Genomic DNA, 18,539 nt, shown 5'->3' with positions numbered 1-18,539 from the left:
TCGGTGGCCAGATGACAAACTAACGCTCGACGCACCCCTGCCAGACCACGACCGAACAGGAGGGTCGCGCACGTGGACCTCAAGGTGAACATGCATCGCGAAGGTGACGTGGTCGTCGTTGCCTTCGACGGTGAGGTCGACGTGTACACGGCACCCACGGTGCGTGACGCGATCTCGAAGGTACTCGCGGCCGGGCACCACAACATCGTGGCCGACCTGCGTGACGTGGGCTTCCTCGACTCCACCGGTCTCGGCGTCCTCGTGGGACGCCTCAAGGCCGTCCGCCTGCTCGAGGGACAGATGCGCGTCGTCATCACCAACCCCCACGTGCTGCGCAACTTCAAGATCACCGGCCTCGACAACATCTTCGCCATCGACACGGACGTCGATTCGTCGGTCGCCGCCATCTCGGCCTGAGCCGCGCCGCGTTCGACCGGAGACGGCAACGCCATACTGGGGGGCATGTCTTCCCGGATGCCCGTCCCCGACGCAGAAGCCACCGACCTCGTCGAAGCGCTGAGAGACGACCTCGTCGTCGCCGACTACACCGTCGAGCACGTCGCAGAGCTTCTCGGCCCGGGCGCGTCCGCCGCGTTGCACCGGGAGCAGCCTCTCCCCGCGCGTCGTGCCCTCGCAAGCAGCGACGACCCGGTGGCCACGATGGTCCGCTTCTTCACCCTCGGCGAGACCCACACCCTCGACGCTCTCGACGCGGCCTTCCCGTCGCTACGGGCCAAGGGACTCGAACGTCTCGGTCTCGCGGTTCCGGCCGACTCCGGGCTGCGCTCGGCCGTCGACCTGCGCCCCTACGGCGACGAGAACTCCTCGTGGTGGCTCGCGTCCGACCTGTCGGAGCTCGCGACGGGCAGCGTCCTCGCCACCGATCACGTGCTCGGCATCGGCGGTGCGTCCACGACGCTCGCGCGGTGGACCCCGCGCCGTGAGGTGGCCTCTGCTCTCGACCTCGGCACTGGCTGCGGCGTCCAGGCCGTTCACCTCGCGGGGCACGTGCAGCACATCGTGGCCACCGACCTCGCGACGCGTGCCCTCGACTTCGTTCGTTTCAACGCCGCCCTCAACCGTCTGCCGCTCGAAGTGCTCGCCGGCTCGATGCTGGAGCCCGTCGCAGGTCGCCGCTTCGACCTCGTCGTGAGCAACCCGCCCTTCGTCATCACGCCACGCGCCGAGGGTATGCCCGGCTACGAGTACCGCGACGGTGGCGCTGTGGGTGACGCCGTCATCCGCGACCTCGTGCGTTCCGTGGGTGATCACCTCGAGCCCGGCGGTATCGCACAATTCCTCGGTAACTGGGAGATGAGCGAAGGTCACGGGTTCGAGCAGGTCTGGACCGAGTGGCTCGAGGGCACCGGGCTCGACGCGTGGGTCGTCCAGCGCGAGGTTCAGGATCCGTTCGAGTACGCCGAACTGTGGGCTCGTGACGGCGGCGCCGGCGTCAACTCACCCGAGTACGGTGCGATGTACGCGGCGTGGCTCGACGACTTCGCCGCGCGGGGTGTCGAGAGCATCGGCTTCGGCATCGTGACGCTGCAGCGGCCCGAGACCGAGCGCGATCCCTTCGTCGACCTCATGGACGAGCGCGGCCCGGTGGCATCGGCCATGGGTCCGACGATCGACGCCGGGCTGCGAGCCCGCTCCTGGCTGGCCCAGACGAGCGACGATGACCTCCTCGACGGCACGTGGCAGGCCGCACCCGACGTCACCGAGGAGCGCCACACGAAACCGGGCGCGGACGACCCGAGCGTCATCATGATCCGTCAGGGCGGTGGGCTGGGCCTTGCGATTCAGGCCGACACCGTGCTCGCGGCGTTCCTGTCGGTCTGTGACGGCTCGATGAGTGCCCGCACCGCGCTCGTCGCCATCGCCTCGCTCGTCGGTGTGCCGGACGACGAGGTCATCGCCGGGACGCTGCCGTTGCTGCGCCGGCTCATCGCCAACGGGATGCTCGAACGCGTGCAAGGCTGACCGGCGGCGCCGAGAGCCCGCAGGACGAGCGACGGCCCCGCCCTCGATGTGAGGAGCGGGGCCGTCGGCCGTGCTTGAGGTGATCAGTCGACCGAGACCTTGACCGACTTCTCGGCGATCTGGGTGCCGTTCTTCTTGTAGGTCACCTTGTAGTCACCCGAGACGCGCATCGGGACGTAGACGGCGACCGTGGCGCTGTCTCCGTCGTTGAGGTTGCTCGACGGGAGCGACTTCGTCTGCGACTGCTGACCGTTCGAGACGGTGTAGCTGTACGTGGCGCCCTTCTCGTACTTCGTGGCCAACGTGACCCACAGCTGCTGACCCTTGTAATCGGCCGTGATCTCCTCGTGGTCGGAGCCGCAGAAGCGGGCCGTGCCGTTGTAGGCGATGTCCTTGATGGCGCAGGCGCGGACGGCGTTCGTCGAGGCGTAGTTGCCGAGCTCGCTCGACGAGAGACGCTTTGACGACGAGGAGCCGTCAGAGCTCGGGCTGTCAGAGGAGCTGGGGCTCTCGGACGACTCTTCCGACGACTCCTCGGAGCTCGGGCTCTCGGTGGAGCTGGGGCTCTCCGACGACTCTTCCGACGACTGCTCCGACGAGCTGGGCGACTCGCTCGACGACTGGGACTGAGTGGACGAGCCGGAGCTCGACTCGCCCTCGGAACCGACGTTCATCGTGCAGCCTGAAAGGCCGACTGCAGCAGCGAAGGTGAGCGGCAGTGCCTTGCGAATGAGTGACATGGGATTCCTCCTTGTGGGCGGTGTCAACTGCTCTTGTGACGGAGCCCAGAGGCGTTCGGTTCCATGTTTTTTCGAGGCGTTCACCCTACACCTCGGAAAAAGTTCTGAATCCCCTGGGCATCTGAGAAGCACAGTACGTCCTCGCGGGTGCCCCTGGTGTGGTTTGCCACCCAATGTTCTTGCGGAAGTTCGAGGTTCGTCGCCCACCCGCCGCACCTCAGTCGAGCTGCCAGCTCCGCTTGCTCAGCCCGTGCCAGAAGCCGTCGATGCTCGTGCGTGATACGGCGCTCGCGGCTCCGTCGGGGTTCGCCGCGCCGAGGGCGACGTAGAGCGGAGCCCAGTGCTCGGTGCGCGGGTGCGCCTCGTGAGCAGCCGGGGCCTTGTGGATGAAGTCGAACAACGCGTCGAGGTCGCCGCTCGCCATCGTCTCCGCAGCCCAGTGGTCGAACTCGACGGACGGCGACGGGGCGGGCGAATCCGTCACGGGGTTGAACCACGACAGGTTGTGCGTCGTGAACCCCGAACCGACGACCAGGGTGCCCTCGTCACGCAGCGGCGCGAGCTTGCGCCCGAGCTCGAACAGCTCACGCGGGTCGAGCGTCGGCATCGACATCTGCAGGACGGGAACGTCGACGTCTGGGAACATCTCGACGAGCGGCACGTAGGCGCCGTGGTCGAGGCCGCGCGAGGTGTCCTGGTAGATCGGGGTGTCGGGCGTGCCGAGGAGGCGCGCCACGGATTCGGCGAGCTCCGGCGCCGCAGGCGCGTCGTAGGTGACCTCGTAGTACTTCTGCGGAAAGCCCCAGAAGTCGTAGACGAGGGGTGCACCGGTCGTCGAGGAGACGGTGACGGGGGCGTTCTCCCAGTGCGCCGACACCATGAGGATCTGCTTCGGCTTGGTGAACGTGCCTGACCACGAAGCCAGTTCGCGAGTCCACGTCGCGTCGTCGGCGAGCGGCGGAGCACCGTGGCTCAGGTAGAGAACGGGCGGTCGCGAGTCGTGCGAGGGCGGCGTGGCCACGGGCGATGTCATGACGGTGCAACACCGTTGAGCGTTCAACTGTTCCACCCTCAGGCAGGGACGGCGTGTCGTCCGGGCGGTCGGCCTGTTTGGGCACTCGGGGGCGTCGGGTACGGTCATAGCGATCGCACTGGGGCGGCGCCGACGAATCCGGCGCCCGCGCGATCGACAGCAAAGGAGTAACACGTGTCGTCAGGCCGCAAACTCGTCATCGTCGAGTCGCCGAACAAGGTCAAGAACATCGCCGCGTACCTGGGGGACGAGTACGTCGTCGACGCCAGCGCCGGCCACATTCGTGATCTGCCCACGCCGAGCGAACTCCCGGCCGACATGAAGAAGGGGCCGTACGGCAAGTTCGCCGTCGACGTCGACAACGGCTTCGACGCGTATTACGTCGTCGACGCGGACAAGAAGAAGAAGGTGGCCGAGCTCAAGCGGGCCCTCAAGGACGCCGACGAGCTCTACCTCGCCACCGATGAGGACCGCGAGGGCGAGGCCATCGCGTGGCACCTGTACGAGACGCTGAAGCCGAAGGTGCCCGTCAAGCGCATGGTGTTCCACGAGATCACCAAGGAAGCCATCCAGCGCGCCGCGAACAACACGCGCGACCTCGACATGCAGATGGTCAACGCGCAGGAGACGCGCCGCATCCTCGACCGCCTCTACGGCTACGAGGTCTCGCCGGTGCTGTGGCGCAAGGTGCGCCGCGGGCTGTCGGCCGGTCGTGTGCAGTCGGTCGCGACGCGCATGGTCGTCGAGCGTGAGCGCGAGCGCATGGCGTTCCGCGCAGCGTCCTACTGGGACGTCGAGGGCGAGTTCGAGGCCAAGGCCGGCCAGTCGTTCGTCGCCAAGCTCAGCTCCGTCGACGGCGAGCGCGTGGCCTCCGGCCGCGACTTCGGTGACGACGGTGTGCTCAAGAGCAAGGGCGTGCGCCACCTCGACGGCGCTGCCGCCGAGAAGATCGCAGAGTCGACGCGTTCGTCGCACGCGAGCGTTTCCGCCGTCAGCGAGAAGCCGTACTCACGCAAGCCGAGCGCGCCGTTCATCACCTCGACGCTGCAGCAGGAGGCGAGCCGCAAGCTGCGCCTCGGCTCGAAGGACACGATGCGTGTCGCGCAGCGCCTCTACGAGAACGGCTACATCACCTATATGCGTACCGACTCGGTGACGCTGTCGGAGTCGGCCATCAGCGCTGCGCGCCAGCAGGCACGCGACCTGTACGGCGCCGAGTACGTGCCGGACGCGCCGCGTCGCTACGCGGGCAAGGCAAAGAACGCGCAGGAGGCCCACGAGGCGATCCGTCCCGCGGGTGACCGCTTCCGCACGCCGGCGCAGGTGGCCGGCCAGCTGCGCGGCACCGAGTTCGCGCTCTACGAACTCATCTGGAAGCGCACCGTCGCCTCGCAGATGGCTGACGCCAAGGGCTCGACGGCTTCGGTGAAGCTCACCGTGCCGGTCGAGAGCTCCGGCGTGGCCAAGCAGGCCGAGTACTCGGCCAGCGGCACCGTCATCACCTTCCGCGGCTTCCTCGCCGCGTACGAGGAGGGTCGCGACGCCGACCGTTACTCCAACGACGACTCGGAGCGTCGCCTGCCGAAGCTCTCCGAGGGCGTTTCCCTCGACGTGCTGCGCGCCGAAGCGCTCGGCCACGAGACGTCACCGCCGGCCCGCTTCACCGAGGCCACCCTCGTCAAGGCGCTCGAGGAGCGCGGCATCGGCCGCCCCTCGACGTACGCCGCCACCGTCGGCACGATCCAGGACCGTGGTTACGTGCGAACGCGCGGCAGTGCGCTCATCCCGACGTGGCTCGCGTTCGCCGTCACGAACCTGCTCGAGACGCACTTCCCGAGCCTCGTCGACTACGACTTCACCGCATCCATGGAGGAGGGCCTCGACCGGATCGCCGCCGGTGACGAGGAGCGCGCCCGCTGGCTGTCGCGCTTCTACTTCGGTGACGAAGGCGCATCGGCCGAGGGCCTGCGTCAGCTCGTCGACGACCTCGGCGAGATCGACGCCCGCGGTATCTCGACCATTCCGATCGGTGAGGGCTACGTCGTGCGCGTCGGCCGTTACGGGCCGTACGTCGAGCAGGACGTGCCCGAGGGCGTCGACCCGGCCACGGGCGAGGTCAAGGACGGTGCGGACGCGCAGGCCGCTGCGTCGGCGACGCCGCGCCGCGCGTCGATCACCGACGAGATCGCGCCGGACGAGATGACGCCGGCGAAGATCCGTGAACTGCTCGAAGCGGCCGACGACGACGGACGTGTGCTCGGACAGGACCCGGAGACGGGCCGCGACATCGTCGCGAAGGCCGGTCGTTACGGCCCGTACGTCACGGAGGTGCTGGCCGACGAGGCCCCCGCCGCCGACGAGAAGCCGAAGAAGAAGGCTGCCAAACCGAAGCCGCGCACGGCGTCGCTGTTCAAGGACATGGACCTCGCGACGATCGACCTCGAGACCGCGCTCAAGCTGCTCTCGCTGCCGCGCGTCGTCGGCGTCGTCGAGGAGAAGAAGACGGCTGACGACGGCACGGAGAAGACCGAGAAGGTCGAGATCACCGCGCAGAACGGCCGGTACGGCCCCTACCTCAAGAAGGGCACCGACAGCCGCTCGCTCGAGACGGAGTCGCAGCTGTTCTCCATCACGCTCGAGGAGGCCGAGGCGATCTACGCCCAGCCGAAGCAGCGTGGGCGTGCGGCCGCGAAGCCGCCGCTCAAGGAGTTCGGCGCCGACCCTGCGTCGGGCAAGCCGGTCGTCGTCAAGGACGGTCGCTTCGGTGAGTACGTCACCGACGGCGAGACCAACGCGACGCTGCGCAAGGACGACGACGTCGAGACCCTGACGGCCGAGCGCGCGTTCGAACTGCTCGCCGAGAAGCGTGCCAAGGGGCCGACGACGCGCAAGAAGGCAGCGAAGAAGTCGACCAAGAAGACCGCCAAGAAGACGACGGCGAAGACAGCCACGAAGAAGACCGCTGCCAAGAGCGCGGCGAAGACGGCCGCCAAGAGCACGTCGAAGACGGCCAAGAAGGCCTGAACCGAACGTCACGACGAAGAGGTCGCCTCCCCACTCGGAGAGGCGACCTCTTCGTTCGCTCTGACGGAAGGTTCAGCCGTTGAGCAGCGCGGCGATGCGTTCGAGCGAGGTACGGGTGGCGTCAGCGTCGCCGTCCGGGGTGCCGGCGTCGGTGAACAAGTGACCGCGGCCGGGCACAACGATGTCCTCGAAGGACGCCCCCGAGGCCTCCACCGCGTCACGCAGCGCCGCAACGTCGGGTTCGTCGATCCAGTGGTCCTCGGCGTAGCGGTGCACCTGCACGGGCACACCGTTCCACTCACCCTGGGGCGGAGCCACGCTGTGCAGGAGGAGAGTGGCGCGGGCGTCGGGCCGTTTCGCGGCGAAAGCCTGTGCGAAGAACGCGCCGAGGGAGAAGCCGCCGAGAACGGCGTCCTCAGGCAGCCCATCGAGGTAGCCCTTTGCGCGCTTCATCAGCGTGGGAACACCGACCTCGTCGCGGTAGGCAATGCCGTCGCGTTCGGAGTCGAAGACGTGGCCGTCGTAGTAATCGGGGGTCTCGACGGTGTGCCCGAGGTCGCGCAGGTCGGCAGCGAACTCGTGGACGGCCGGGCGCAAGCCGAGTGCGGAGTGCAGGAGCAGGACGTGTGCCATGTGTTCACCGTGGCACATTCGGGCACCGCACAGGCAGATGTGACAGAACGAGGCGCATGGACACCGGGGAACGAACCGAGACGGCGGGCGCCACGCGCAGGGCCGATCTTCTGCTCGCCGGAGCGGCTGCCGTCGCTGCGGCCGGGTGGGGCGTCGTGGCCGTGACGGTCGTGGGCTTCACCCTCGGCACGGACTTCGGCCTCGGCACTCAGGCTGACGGGCGCTTTTCCGGGGGTGAACTCGCCCGCTCGGCGCTGTGGGTCGCCGTGCCTTGCGCACTGGTGGCGTGGGTTCTCGGATTCGTGTCGCTCCGCTCCACCCGCGGTGCGAGCGCGGGCGGACGCGTGCTGTCGATGGTGCTCTGGACGGCGGCGAGCCCGGTCATCTGCGCGCTCGTGTTCACCGGGTGGCTCGCGACCGGATCGTCAGACGGAGGAGGCCTCACGGCGATCGGTCTCGGGATCGGAATGAGTGCTGCTGGGGTGGCGATGTGGTGCGTCACCCTCGCACCGCTCGTCGTCGCGTTGGTGGTCCGGGGATCGCTGCGTCGTCACCCCGTCACGCAGGAGGAACCCGGTGCCGACCCGTCATCTCCCCAGACAACCGGGGCGACAGCAGGCCCCTGAGCGTCCGGTCGGATGGCTCGGCTGCACCCGGGGCGGACGGTTGCGTCCCCTCCGACGTGCGTGTCTGAACGAGCCGCGGCGGCTGTTCGTCACCGAACCGTTGTGGAAACGCACTCGTTCGGCCTTCGTCGCCGGTGAACAATGTCGCCGTGGGAACGGGAACGAAGACCGAGCAGCAGACTGCTCGCACGGCGCCGCTGAGCGCCGACCTGACGAAGGCCGCCGCCATCGGTGTCGGCACCGTGGCGGCGAGCAGCGTCGTCGGGGTGCTGTGGCTCCTCGTCGTCCTCCTGGCGGGGCAAGCGGGTGCGTTCGGCGACGGCCCGTCGGGTGACGGCTGGAGCGCCGGCGCGGTCTTCATCGCTGCGGCCTGGATCGTCGGCGTGCATGCCCTCGCCGCAACGGGCCTGGCGCTGGTGGCGCTTCGGCGTTCGGCCGGGTTGTCGCTCGGCGACCGTGTCACGGCGTGCCAGCTGTGGTGCGCGCTGAGTCCCGTCGTCTGGACGCTCGTGTCGGTGGTTCGCCTCGGCCTCCGAGACGGCGCGTGGTCCGCGGCCCTCATGTTCGGTGTCATCGGAACGATCGGCAGCATCATGCTGTGGTTCTTCGTGCTCGCACCGATCTTTCTTCACGCCATCGCCAAGCCACTCCTGCGGCGCGATGCCGCGACCGGCGTGACGCCTCCCAGCTACCGGGGGTCGGTCTACGGCCTCGACGAGGAGGCCGAGGACGCCGAGATCGGCTACGCGCAGTGACTTTCCGCGCCCGTGTTTGACCCTCACGCTGCGTGAGGCGGTGGGGTGGTGACATGACCGACGACCTGTTGACGGTGGGCCAAGTGGCCGAACGCTTCGGCGTCACGGTGCGCACCCTGCACCACTACGACGCGATCGGCCTCGTCACGCCGAGCGAGCGCAGTTGGGCCGACTACCGGCTGTACTCGCCGGGCGACGTGCAACGTCTCGCCCGCGTCGTTTTGCTGCGGCGTCTCGAGATGCCACTGGCGGACATCGGCGCCGTGTTGGCGGACGACGATGCGCTCACCGAGCAGCTTCGCCGACGCAGGGAGGCGGTCATCGCCAGGCTCGACGAGCTGAACGGGCTCGTGCGGGCCATCGACACCGCATTGACGAAGGAGGAACCGATGAGTGACTACGCCATCACCGAAGCCGAGATGAAGGAGATCTTCGGCACCGGCTACGACGAGAGCTACGACGCGGAAGCCGAGGTCCGCTGGGGCGAGACCGACGCGTACAAGGAGTCGCAGCGCCGCGCGAAGTCGTACACGAAGGAGCAATGGGTCCGCATCAAGGCCGAGGGCGACGCCGTCATGGAGCGGTTCGCGCAGGCCAAGCGTGACGGCGCGGAACCGGGCTCCGAGCAGGCGGACGCCGCGGTCCAGGCGCACCGCGACCACATCGAGACGTGGTTCAACGACGTCCCGCTGCCGATGCTGCGCGGCATGGGTGAGATGTTCAGCGCTGACCCGCGGTTCGCGAAGACCTACGACGACGTCGAGCCCGACCTCGCGCCGTACGTCACCTCGGTGATCACGGCCTACTGCGCCAAGCGGGGTGTGGACGAGAACTGCGGTTCGTGAATTTCTCGGGCGCGGGGTGAGGGCGGACCTCCGCAGGCGTCGGGTGCGGGAGGGCGCGGCGGCGCCTTGCGTCGCGAAGCGGGGTGGTTGAGGTGCCGACGAGGCGGTCAGGAACGGTGTGTCCTGACGTGTCGGGCCGCCGCGACCGAGCGGCGATCCGGCGTTGTCCGTGCGCCTCGGTAGGGTGTGCGCATGGCTGACGACGTGCGTGACGAGGAACTGCTCGCTTCCGTGCCCGGCGCGGCCTGCGATGGTGTCAGTGGCAGCGCACGCGCAGGTCTTTTCGTCACGTTCGAAGGCGGTGACGGCGCTGGCAAGACGACGCAGATCACGCTCGCCCAGGCCTGGCTCGAGGAGCAGGGCCACGCCGTCGTCACGACGCGCGAGCCGGGCGGCACCGAACTCGGTGTCGCGATCCGGCAGCTCATCCTCCACGGCGACCACGTCGCGCCCCGCGCCGAGGCGCTGCTCTACGCGGCCGATCGGGCTCACCACGTCGAGACACTCGTGCGCCCGGCGCTCGAACGCGGCGACGTCGTCCTGCAGGATCGCTACATCGACTCGTCCATCGCCTACCAGGGCGCGGGCCGCGCGCTCGACGCCGCCGACATCGAGTCCATCTCACGCTGGGCCACCACCGGCCTCACACCCGACCTCACGGTGCTGCTCGACGTCGACCCGGCTGACGGCCGCGCCCGCCGTGGTGGCCGCGGCGGCGAAGACCGGCTCGAACGCGAGGCTGACGACTTTCACGCGCGCGTGCGCGAACACTTCCTCGCACTCGCCGCTCGCGACGGGGAGCGTTACCTCGTCCTCGACGCTTCGCTGCCGCGTGAGGACATCGCAGCTGCGGTTCTCACCCGACTCGAACAGACCTTGGCGGCGCGTCGATGAGCGTGCAGGCGCCCGAGGTGCGCTCCGTTCCCGGCATTGGCGAAGGCGTGTGGCGTGACCTCGTCGGTCAAGACGACGCCGTCCGCACACTCTCGGAGGCTATCGCCGACCCCCGCCGCATGACGCACGCGTGGCTCCTCACCGGCCCGCCCGGCTCGGGGCGCTCCAACGCGGCCCGCGCGTTCGCCGCCGCGCTCGAGTGCCGACAGGGCGGGTGTGGTGAATGCCGCGAATGCCGCACCACGTTCGACGGTTCTCACGCCGACGTCCAGATCGTCTCGACGAAGGGTCTGACGATCCAGGTCCGCGAGGCCCGCGATCTGGCGCTCGCGGCACAGTCGTCGCCGTCGGTGGGGCGCTGGCGCGTCATCGTCATCGAGGACGCCGACCGCCTCACCGAACGCGCCGCCGACGCCCTGCTCAAGGCCCTCGAGGAGCCTGTGCCGCGCACCGTCTGGCTGCTGTGTGCGCCGAGCGTCGAGGACGTCATCGTCACGATCCGCAGCCGGTCTCGTCACGTGCGCCTGCGCATCCCTCCGGTCGAGGCGGTGGCCGAACTTCTCGTGCGCCGCGACGGAGTCGACGTGGCCATGGCCACGTACGCGGCCCGCGCCGCGCAGTCGCACATCGGCATCGCCCGCCGACTCGCGCGTGACGAAGGCGCTCGGATCCGCCGACGGGAGACCCTCCTGCTCGCCCTGTCCATCCGCGGGCTCGGTGACGCACTCAAGGCCGCCGCCGACCTCGCGTCGATCGCCGAGGACGAATCCGGCGCGTCGTCGGGGGAGCGCAACGCCCAGGAGAAAGCGAAGCTGCTCGAGCAGTTGGGCGCCGACACGTCGGCGAGAACCCAACCCCCGCACGTGCGTTCGGCGATCAATCAGCTCGAGAAGGAGCAGAAGACGCGGGCCACGCGATTCGCGCGTGACGTCGTCGACCGTGCCCTCATCGACCTCGCCTCGATGTACCGCGACGCCATGGTCGTGCGCTGGGGCAAGCCGGTCGACCTCGTCAACGCCGACATCGTCGGTGAGGTCGAACAGCTCGCGCGGGCGCTGACACCCGAGCAACTTCTGCTCGCCCTCGACGCCATCGCCACCGCACGCGAACGCATCGCCGCCAACGTGCCGCCTCTGCTCGCGCTCGAAGCCATGTGCATCGCGCTCGAACTTCCCCTGTGATGCCCCAAGGAGACCCCATGACCCGACGCGCCACCCCCCGCTCGCTGCGCACGGCCCTCGTGGCGGCTGCTGCACTGACGCTGGTGGCCGGCTGCAGCTCGTCGTCGTCGCACTCCGAGGCAACCGGGGCGGGCAGTGCCACCACGTCGGCGTCGAAGGCTGGGCCCGCTCCGTCGGGTCTGCAGTCGTTCTACTCCCAGAAGCTCGAGTGGGAGAAGTGCGACGAGGGTGAGTGCGCGAAGCTGCGCGTGCCCATCGACTACGCCAAGCCGAGCGGTGCCACGATCGAGATCGCGGTCAACCGCCAGAAAGCCACCGGCACGAAGAAGGGGTCGCTCGTCGTCAACCCGGGTGGACCCGGCGCCTCGGGTGTCGACTATGCCGCGGCCGCCGACAGCATCGTCAGTTCGGGCGTGCGCGAGAGCTTCGACGTCGTGGGCTTCGACCCGCGAGGCGTTCAGCGTTCGGCGGCCATCACGTGCGTCGGCGACGCCGAGCTCGACGATCTTCTCGGTGCCGATCCGTCACCCGACAACGCGGCAGAGCAGAAGGAATTGCTCGCCGCCGACAAGTCCTTCGCCGACGCCTGCAAGAAGAACGCCGGCCCGCTGCTCGGCCACGTCTCCACCGAGGAGGCGGCCAAGGACATGGACGTTCTGCGCGCGGCCCTCGGCGAGGACAAGCTCGACTACCTCGGAAAGTCGTACGGAACGTTCCTCGGAGCTTCCTACGCCGAGCAGTTCCCGAAGAAGGTCGGGCGCATGGTGCTCGACGGCGTGCTGCCGCCCGACCTCACGATGGCCGAGCTCAACGCCGGACAGGCCAAGGGATTCGAAACGGCACTGGACGCCTACCTCGCCTCCTGCACGAAGGAATCCGACTGCCCCCTCGGTTCGGAACCGGCGGCCGGCAAGAAGAAGCTCCAGGAGTTCCTCGCGGGCCTCGACGACAAGACCGTTCGCGCCGAGGGTGACTCGCGCATCGATCGACTCACCGAGGGGTGGGCCGTCAACGGCATCGCCGCGGGCCTCTACGACGAGGCCAGCTGGCCGGGCCTCACGGATGCGTTGCGCGGGGCGATGAACGGTGACGGGACGCTCTTACTCGCCTCGGGCAAGCAGTACGCCGAGCGCAACGACGACGGCACCTACAACGGCAACATCATGCAGGTCATCAACGCCGTCACCTGCCTCGACCGCCCGGCCCCGACGGGCGGCGTCGCGACGTACGAAAAGGAAACGAAGGCGCTCGCCAAGGACGCCCCGACCTGGGGCTCGCAGCTCGCCTGGGCCGGCGCCATCTGCGCGGACTGGCCGGTCAAGGCCACGGGTGAGGCCAAGTCGGTCAAGGCGGCGGGCTCCGGACCGATCGTCGTCGTCGGCACGACCCGCGACCCGGCCACGCCGTACGAGTGGAGCGAGCGCCTCGAGAAGCAGCTCGAGAACGGGCGTCTCGTGAGCTACGACGGTGACGGTCACACGGCCTACGGCCGCGGCTCCGAGTGCGTCGACTCGGCCATCGACTCCTACCTGCTCGAAGGCAAGAACCTTCCGGAGAAGACCACCTGCTGAGGGCCGTCCTCCGGCTCTTTTCGCGACACCCGTTCGACGGGTGGGCGAGCGCGTGGAGGGCCCCCGCAATTCGCGTTCGCCTTCGTCCTCGTGTAATGTTTAGCCTCGCTGCCGGAGATCCTCCGAGCCCCAGCGGTGCCGCTTTAGCTCAGTCGGCCAGAGCGTCTCACTCGTAATGAGAAGGTCGTCGGTTCGATTCCGACAAGCGGCTCAGCGCACGAAAGCCCCCAGGTCTCACCTGGGGGCTTTCGTCATGTCGGGGCAACCGCCTCCGTCCCTGCGGCGAAGCTCACGCCTTCGCGGCGAGCGAGACGCCGATGACGGTGAACACGCCACCCACCGCGCCGTCGATACGGCGGGCTGCGCGGCGATAGCCGTTCGCGACGCGTTCGCCGGACGCAATCCACGCGAGGCTCGCGAACCACGCGAACGCGACGCCGACGATGGTGGCGAAGACCTCGAGCTGGGCGAGCAACGGCGAACCGTGCGGCACGATCGAGGCGAGCAGGGCGCCGAAGAAGACGAGGGCCTTCGGGTTGGCGACGTTCGTCACGAGGCCGATGCGGTACGCCTTCCACACGCTGCGGGTCGCGAGGGGTGCTGACGCAGCGGCCGCATTGGCTGCGGGAGTCTCGCCGTCGTCATTGTTGCTGCTGCGGCGCAGGCTCCACAGGATGCGCAGGCCGTACCCGATGAGGAACGCCGCGCCCAGGTAACGCACGACCTTGTAGGCGGCCTCGTACTGGGCGAAGACCACGGCGAGGCCGGTGAGGGCGAGCACGACCCACAGGGCGATGCCGGTCGTCACGCCGGCGGCGACGAACAAACCTTTACGGCGACCCGAGATTGCCGAGGTGCGCATGACGGCGAGGAAGTCGGGCCCGGGGGAGGCGACGGCGACGATCCAGGCCGACAGCAGGGTGAGCCAGGTGGCGAGGGACAAGGGTGCTCCTTCTGGGTGATCAGCCGAGCGTGGGCGTGGCGAAGACGAAGTGCATGTCGGCACCCTCGGGGCCGGCGATGTAGCGGTGGGGGGCGTCCCCGGGGAACGCGACGAGGTCGCCGGGCTCCAGATCAACGGGGGCGTCCGTGGGGCCGGCCTGCAGCGAGCCGCTCACGAGGACGATGTGTTCGACCGTGCCGGGGGTGTGCGGCACGCCGTCGAATACGTCGCCGGGCGGCATGTGCAGACGCCAGATCTCGAGGCTGCGGCCTCCGCCGACGCGCGCGAGGAACTGACGGGTGAACTCGTCGTGCGGTGCGGGTTCGGCCCGCACCACGGTGACCTGGCCGGTGGGCTGAACCGTCAGCAGGTCGGTGAGCGGGATGCCGAGGGCTCGCGCCAGGGCGTCGAGTGTGTCGAGCGTGGGGTTGCCGCGCCCCGCCTCGAGGTTCGACAGGGTGCCCTTGCCGAGGTCAGCGCGTCGCGCGAGCTCGGTGAGGGAGAACCCTCGCTGCTCGCGGCGCAGCTTGATCTGCGCTCCGACGCGTTCGCTGAGGTAGGCCATGCGTTCACTGTAGCGAACGTTAAGTTCGACGAATAGTGCGATTTGTGTGTGATGGATCTTGTCGCGGGGCGTGTTGGCACCTCAGTCGGCGCCCGACATGAAGCGGCCCTCCCACGAGCCGTCTTCGTGGCCCGGGGAGGGTCGCCGCAGCGCCGTCAGCCGCGCAGGCTGGGGAAATCCTCGTCGCGGAACTCGCCCTCGGGCCGCTCGTCGGCGTCGGCCAGCTCGTTCTCGCGACCGCGCAGTTCGACGCGTCGAATCTTGCCCGAGATCGTCTTCGGCAGTTCGGCGAACTCGAGGCGACGCACCCGTTGCCACGGTGCGAGGCGCTCGCGCGCGAACGCGAAGATGCTCTCCGCCGTGGCCTCGTCACCCTCCTGCCCGTCGACGAGGACGAGGTAAGCCTTCGGTACGGCGAGGCGGACGGCGTCGGGGGCCGGCACGATGGCTGCCTCGGCGACGGCCGGGTGTTCGATGAGCACCGACTCCAACTCGAACGGGCTGATCTTGTAGTCGCTCGCCTTGAACACGTCGTCGGTGCGCCCGACGTAGCTGATGTAGCCCTCGTCGTCGATCGTCGCCACATCACCCGTGTGGTAGAAACCGCCCTCCATCGCCTCGGCGTTGCGCTTCTCGTCGCCGAGGTAGCCGGTCATGAGCGAGAGCGGCCGGTCGGACAGGTCGAGGCAGATCTCACCCTCGCCGGCGCCTTCGACGCGCTCACCCGTCATTGGGTCGACGATGACGACCGGGATGCCCGGCAGCGCCCGGCCCATGGACGCCGGCTTCACCGTGGAGCCGGGGGTGTTGCCGACGGACGCCGTCATCTCGGTCTGGCCGTAGCCGTCGCGGATCGTGAGACCCCACGCCTTCTCCACGCGGGAGATGACCTCCGGGTTGAGCGGCTCGCCCGCGCCGATGAGTTCGCGCAGCGATCCCTTGCCGCCCGAGAGGTCGGCGTTGATGAGCATGCGCCACACCGTCGGCGGGGCGCAGAACGTCGTCACCTCGCGGCTGCTCAGCTGCTCCAGCAGGGCGCCAGGGGAGAAGCGCGTGTAGTTGTAGACGAAGATCGTCGCCTCCGCGATCCACGGCGCGAAGAAGCACGACCACGCGTGCTTGGCCCACCCGGGGCTGGAGATGTTGAGGTGCACGTCGCCCGGTTCGAGACCGAGCCAGTACATCGTCGACAGGTGGCCCAGCGGGTACGAGGACTGCGTGTGCTCGACGAGCTTCGGCCGGCTCGTCGTGCCGGACGTGAAGTAGTAGAGCAGCGGGTCGCTCGGCGCGGTGCCCGGGTGATCGAGCGGGGTGGCGCCCTCGACGTTCGCGTAAGCGGCGCGCATGTCCTGCCAGCCCTCGCTCTCGCCAACGGAAATGCGCGTGTACGTGCCGGGCACGGAGGAGAACTTGTCGGTGTCCGCAGCGTTCGCGATGACGTGCTTGACGCCGCCGCGCTCGATGCGGTCGACGAGATCGTTCGGCCCGACGGCCGTCGTCGTCGGCATGATGATGGCGCCGAGCTTCATCGTGGCGATCATGATGTCCCACAACTCCACCTGGTTGCCCAGCATGACGATGACGGGATCGCCGCGCGTGACGCCCTGCTCGGCGAGCCACGCACCCACCGCGTCGGAGCGGCGCGCCATCTCGTCGAACGTCACCTGCTGTGAGGAGCCGTCCTCCTCGACGATGACGAGCGCCTTCGCGTCCTTGCCGCGCGCAACGACGTCGAACCAGTCGTGGGCCCAGTTGAACCGGTCGCCCAGGTCGGGCCACGTGAAGGAGGCGACGGCCTCCTCGTGCTTGCCGCGCAGGGCGAGTAGCTCGTCGCGAGCCTGGCGGTAACGGGTGGTGGCTACGTTCTCGCTCATGTGCGGCACCTTGCCAAAGCGGGCGGGGGTTACGGGCGAGTACGAGTCAGTGCGCGTGAGGTGGGTCACAGCGCTAGGCGCTCAGAGCCAGCCGTTCTCGTCGGCGATGCGCAGGGCGTCGGCTCGCGTGCGCCCACCGGTCTTGCCGATGATCGACGACAGGTGGTTGCGCACCGTTCCCTCGGAGAGGTGGACGCTTCGCGCAATGTCGGCCACCGTGCCACCGTCCGAGGCCGCCTTGAGGACCTCCGCCTCACGAGCGGTCAGCGGCGACTCGCCGAAGGCCAGGCTGTCCGCCGCGAGCTGCGGATCGACGACGCGCAACCCTTCGTTGACGCGGCGCACAGCGTCGGCGAGCTGCGTAGCCGGGGTGTCCTTGACGACGAAGCCCTGCACGCCGGCCTGCATGGCGCGGCGCAGGAACCCCGGCCGTCCGAACGTCGTCACGACGAGAACCCGCACCTCGGGCATGGCCCGGCGCAGCGCGGCGCTCGCGGCGATGCCGTCCATGCCAGGCATCTCGACGTCCATGAGGACGACCTCGGGTCGGTGCTCCCGGCAGGCGTCCACGACCTCGTCACCGCGTCCGACCTGCCCGACGACCTCGAGGTCGTTCTCGAGGTCGAGCAGGGCGGCGAGTGCGCCGCGCACCATGGCCTGGTCGGCGATGAGCAGGCGAATCGTCATCGGGTCTCTCCGTTGTTGCGGGGTGGGGCGCCGACGGTGAGTCGGAACCCGTCGGACGTGTCGACGGCGACGCTCGCGCCGACGGCCTCGGCGCGTTCGCGCAGCCCGGCGAGGCCGTTGCCCGAGCCGGCAGCAGTGCCGGGTGTCGCGTCGGAACCGCGTCCGTCGTCGGCGACGACGAGTCGGGTCGGTTCGATCGTCATCGTGCACCGACTCGCGCCGGAGTGGCGGATGACGTTCGTCGTCGCCTCCCGAACCGCCCAGGCGAACAGTTCACGCAGGTCGGGGGAGACGGCGTCGACGCTCATGGGCATGTCGGCGCGAACTCCGGCGTCGGTGAGTGCCGTTCGGGCGCGGGCGATCTCACCCGAGAGAGACATCTCCCGGTAGCCCGAGACGGTGGTGCGCACGTCGGCCAGAGCGCTGCGCGAGAGCTGCTCGAGTTCGGCGATCTGTTCCTTCGCCTTGGCGGGGTCGAGGTCGACGAGCTTGCCGGCGAGTTCGGCCTTCATCGTGATGACGGTGAGGGAGTGGCCCAGGATGTCGTGCAGATCGCGGGCCATCCGGTTGCGTTCCTCCTGCACCCGCAGGAGCGCGGCGTCCTCGCGGGCGACCTCGGCCTCACGCCCACGCGCGGCGGAGAACGCCCCGAGGCCGGCTGCCGCGCCCGAGGCGAGGGCGGCGAAGAGCAGTCCCGTCTCGAGCGGCTTGCCGGTCAGAGACGGCGACAGCGCGTACGTCGCCGCGCACAGGGAGAGAGCCAGCGTGGCACCCACTTTGATGGCGCTCCCGAGCGCGAGCACCACCACGCAGTAGGGCAGGAGGGCGAACGCGCTCTGACCGAGCAGCGGCGCGGCGGCGAGCATTCCGCCCGTCATGACCATCGCGACGAGGCCGGTGATGCTCTGTTCCGTCGTCGTGAGGGGGCGCCCGCTCCACATGCGCCGCATGATGCGGGTTGTCTGAACGCCGTAGAGCAGGCCTCCGGCGATGAGGATGCACGCTCCTGCGGTGCGTCCGCCCCCTGCGGTGATGTTCGAGGTGACCGGCTGGACGAGGAAGATGAGCCAGAAGACGACCCACAGCCAGGTCGTCGCGCTGAGGCGTTCGGACCGCGGGCGCGACGGTTTCTGCGTCGTCGCTTCGGGCGTCGTCACGCCGTCCTCCTCGCTCGTCACCTCGGAC

17 protein-coding genes and 1 tRNA gene are annotated in these 18,539 nt (G+C 69.0%); 10 read left to right on the top strand and 8 right to left on the bottom strand.

Annotation, left to right across the window (positions count from 1 at the left end; all coding sequences use genetic code 11):
• Positions 1-72: 72 nt before the first annotated feature.
• Positions 73-417 carry an STAS domain-containing protein gene (locus IM689_RS07455; protein WP_047312485.1) on the top strand — a complete coding sequence of 115 codons (345 nt, stop codon included), beginning with the start codon at positions 73-75 and terminating at the stop codon, positions 415-417.
• A 45-nt stretch (positions 418-462) separates the two neighbouring features.
• Positions 463-1,983, top strand: a complete 1,521-nt coding sequence (locus tag IM689_RS07450) for a DUF7059 domain-containing protein (protein WP_193643508.1) — start codon at positions 463-465, stop codon at positions 1,981-1,983.
• An 83-nt stretch (positions 1,984-2,066) separates the two neighbouring features.
• Here the strand turns inward: IM689_RS07450 and IM689_RS07445 are convergent, their stop codons facing one another.
• Both IM689_RS07445 and IM689_RS07440 read right to left on the bottom strand, forming a co-directional pair.
• Positions 2,067-2,723, bottom strand: a complete 657-nt coding sequence (locus IM689_RS07445) for a hypothetical protein (RefSeq protein WP_193643507.1) — start codon at positions 2,721-2,723, stop codon at positions 2,067-2,069.
• 217 nt (positions 2,724-2,940) lie between these two features.
• On the bottom strand, positions 2,941-3,756 hold the full coding sequence (locus IM689_RS07440; protein ID WP_193643506.1) for a dioxygenase family protein: 816 nt from the start codon (positions 3,754-3,756) through the stop codon (positions 2,941-2,943).
• A 174-nt stretch (positions 3,757-3,930) separates the two neighbouring features.
• On the opposite strand from IM689_RS07440, the gene topA reads away from it, so the two are divergent.
• Positions 3,931-6,780, top strand: coding sequence for a type I DNA topoisomerase (gene topA / locus IM689_RS07435; protein ID WP_193643505.1), 2,850 nt, complete (start codon positions 3,931-3,933; stop codon positions 6,778-6,780).
• Positions 6,781-6,852: 72 nt separating this feature from the next.
• Here the strand turns inward: topA and IM689_RS07430 are convergent, their stop codons facing one another.
• Positions 6,853-7,413, bottom strand: coding sequence for a dienelactone hydrolase family protein (locus IM689_RS07430; RefSeq protein ID WP_193643504.1), 561 nt, complete (start codon positions 7,411-7,413; stop codon positions 6,853-6,855).
• A gap of 56 nt (positions 7,414-7,469) precedes the next feature.
• Here IM689_RS07430 and IM689_RS07425 point away from each other — a divergent pair, with 56 nt between their 5' ends.
• The 7 genes from IM689_RS07425 to IM689_RS07395 all read left to right on the top strand — a co-directional run bounded on the left by IM689_RS07425 (position 7,470) and on the right by IM689_RS07395 (position 13,496).
• Positions 7,470-8,039: a hypothetical protein gene (locus IM689_RS07425; protein WP_193643503.1), complete on the top strand. Its 570-nt coding sequence runs from the start codon at positions 7,470-7,472 to the stop codon at positions 8,037-8,039.
• 149 nt (positions 8,040-8,188) lie between these two features.
• A complete protein-coding gene (locus IM689_RS07420; protein WP_193643502.1) occupies positions 8,189-8,794 on the top strand; it encodes a hypothetical protein in 606 nt (201 codons plus the stop codon).
• Positions 8,795-8,847: 53 nt separating this feature from the next.
• Complete coding sequence (locus tag IM689_RS07415) at positions 8,848-9,639, top strand: MerR family transcriptional regulator (protein WP_193643501.1); 792 nt, start codon at positions 8,848-8,850, stop codon at positions 9,637-9,639.
• A gap of 192 nt (positions 9,640-9,831) precedes the next feature.
• Entirely contained in the window at positions 9,832-10,533 is a 702-nt protein-coding gene (gene tmk / locus IM689_RS07410; protein ID WP_193643500.1) for a dTMP kinase, read from the top strand.
• Complete coding sequence (locus tag IM689_RS07405; RefSeq protein WP_193643499.1) at positions 10,530-11,714, top strand: DNA polymerase III subunit delta'; 1,185 nt, start codon at positions 10,530-10,532, stop codon at positions 11,712-11,714. Before tmk ends, IM689_RS07405 begins: the two co-directional genes overlap by 4 nt.
• 17 nt (positions 11,715-11,731) lie before the next feature.
• Complete coding sequence (locus tag IM689_RS07400; protein WP_193643498.1) at positions 11,732-13,285, top strand: alpha/beta hydrolase; 1,554 nt, start codon at positions 11,732-11,734, stop codon at positions 13,283-13,285.
• A gap of 137 nt (positions 13,286-13,422) precedes the next feature.
• A tRNA-Thr gene (locus IM689_RS07395) sits at positions 13,423-13,496 on the top strand.
• A gap of 78 nt (positions 13,497-13,574) precedes the next feature.
• Here the strand turns inward: IM689_RS07395 and IM689_RS07390 are convergent.
• The 5 genes from IM689_RS07390 to IM689_RS15045 all read right to left on the bottom strand — a co-directional run bounded on the left by IM689_RS07390 (position 13,575) and on the right by IM689_RS15045 (position 18,511).
• Positions 13,575-14,228, bottom strand: coding sequence for a LysE family translocator (locus tag IM689_RS07390; RefSeq protein WP_193643497.1), 654 nt, complete (start codon positions 14,226-14,228; stop codon positions 13,575-13,577).
• Between the two features lie 19 nt (positions 14,229-14,247).
• A complete protein-coding gene (locus IM689_RS07385) occupies positions 14,248-14,793 on the bottom strand; it encodes a helix-turn-helix domain-containing protein (protein WP_193643496.1) in 546 nt (181 codons plus the stop codon).
• Between the two features lie 155 nt (positions 14,794-14,948).
• Positions 14,949-16,667 carry an AMP-binding protein gene (locus IM689_RS07380; RefSeq protein WP_193643495.1) on the bottom strand — a complete coding sequence of 573 codons (1,719 nt, stop codon included), beginning with the start codon at positions 16,665-16,667 and terminating at the stop codon, positions 14,949-14,951.
• 81 nt (positions 16,668-16,748) lie between these two features.
• Positions 16,749-17,354 carry a response regulator transcription factor gene (locus IM689_RS07375; RefSeq protein ID WP_193643494.1) on the bottom strand — a complete coding sequence of 202 codons (606 nt, stop codon included), beginning with the start codon at positions 17,352-17,354 and terminating at the stop codon, positions 16,749-16,751.
• Positions 17,351-18,511: a sensor histidine kinase gene (locus IM689_RS15045; RefSeq protein WP_193643493.1), complete on the bottom strand. Its 1,161-nt coding sequence runs from the start codon at positions 18,509-18,511 to the stop codon at positions 17,351-17,353. Before IM689_RS15045 ends, IM689_RS07375 begins: the two co-directional genes overlap by 4 nt.
• Positions 18,512-18,539 lie beyond the last annotated feature (28 nt).

The organism is Dermacoccus barathri, assembly GCF_015070805.1.
Taxonomy (GTDB): domain Bacteria; phylum Actinomycetota; class Actinomycetes; order Actinomycetales; family Dermatophilaceae; genus Dermacoccus; species Dermacoccus abyssi.
This window is presented reverse-complemented; position numbering and strand designations above follow the sequence as displayed.

What these genes read in the sequence shown, in the direction of transcription:
- IM689_RS07450 (WP_193643508.1), top strand. Translation starts at nt 463, where the DNA reads ATGTCTTCCCGGATGCCCGTCCCCGACGCAGAAGCCACCGACCTCGTC.
- IM689_RS07445 (WP_193643507.1), bottom strand. Translation starts at nt 2,723, where the DNA reads ATGTCACTCATTCGCAAGGCACTGCCGCTCACCTTCGCTGCTGCAGTC.
- IM689_RS07440 (WP_193643506.1), bottom strand. Translation starts at nt 3,756, where the DNA reads ATGACATCGCCCGTGGCCACGCCGCCCTCGCACGACTCGCGACCGCCC.
- IM689_RS07430 (WP_193643504.1), bottom strand. Translation starts at nt 7,413, where the DNA reads ATGGCACACGTCCTGCTCCTGCACTCCGCACTCGGCTTGCGCCCGGCC.
- IM689_RS07425 (WP_193643503.1), top strand. Translation starts at nt 7,470, where the DNA reads ATGGACACCGGGGAACGAACCGAGACGGCGGGCGCCACGCGCAGGGCC.
- IM689_RS07415 (WP_193643501.1), top strand. Translation starts at nt 8,848, where the DNA reads ATGACCGACGACCTGTTGACGGTGGGCCAAGTGGCCGAACGCTTCGGC.
- tmk (WP_193643500.1), top strand. Translation starts at nt 9,832, where the DNA reads ATGGCTGACGACGTGCGTGACGAGGAACTGCTCGCTTCCGTGCCCGGC.
- IM689_RS07405 (WP_193643499.1), top strand. Translation starts at nt 10,530, where the DNA reads ATGAGCGTGCAGGCGCCCGAGGTGCGCTCCGTTCCCGGCATTGGCGAA.
- IM689_RS07400 (WP_193643498.1), top strand. Translation starts at nt 11,732, where the DNA reads ATGACCCGACGCGCCACCCCCCGCTCGCTGCGCACGGCCCTCGTGGCG.
- IM689_RS07385 (WP_193643496.1), bottom strand. Translation starts at nt 14,793, where the DNA reads ATGGCCTACCTCAGCGAACGCGTCGGAGCGCAGATCAAGCTGCGCCGC.
- IM689_RS07380 (WP_193643495.1), bottom strand. Translation starts at nt 16,667, where the DNA reads ATGAGCGAGAACGTAGCCACCACCCGTTACCGCCAGGCTCGCGACGAG.
- IM689_RS07375 (WP_193643494.1), bottom strand. Translation starts at nt 17,354, where the DNA reads ATGACGATTCGCCTGCTCATCGCCGACCAGGCCATGGTGCGCGGCGCA.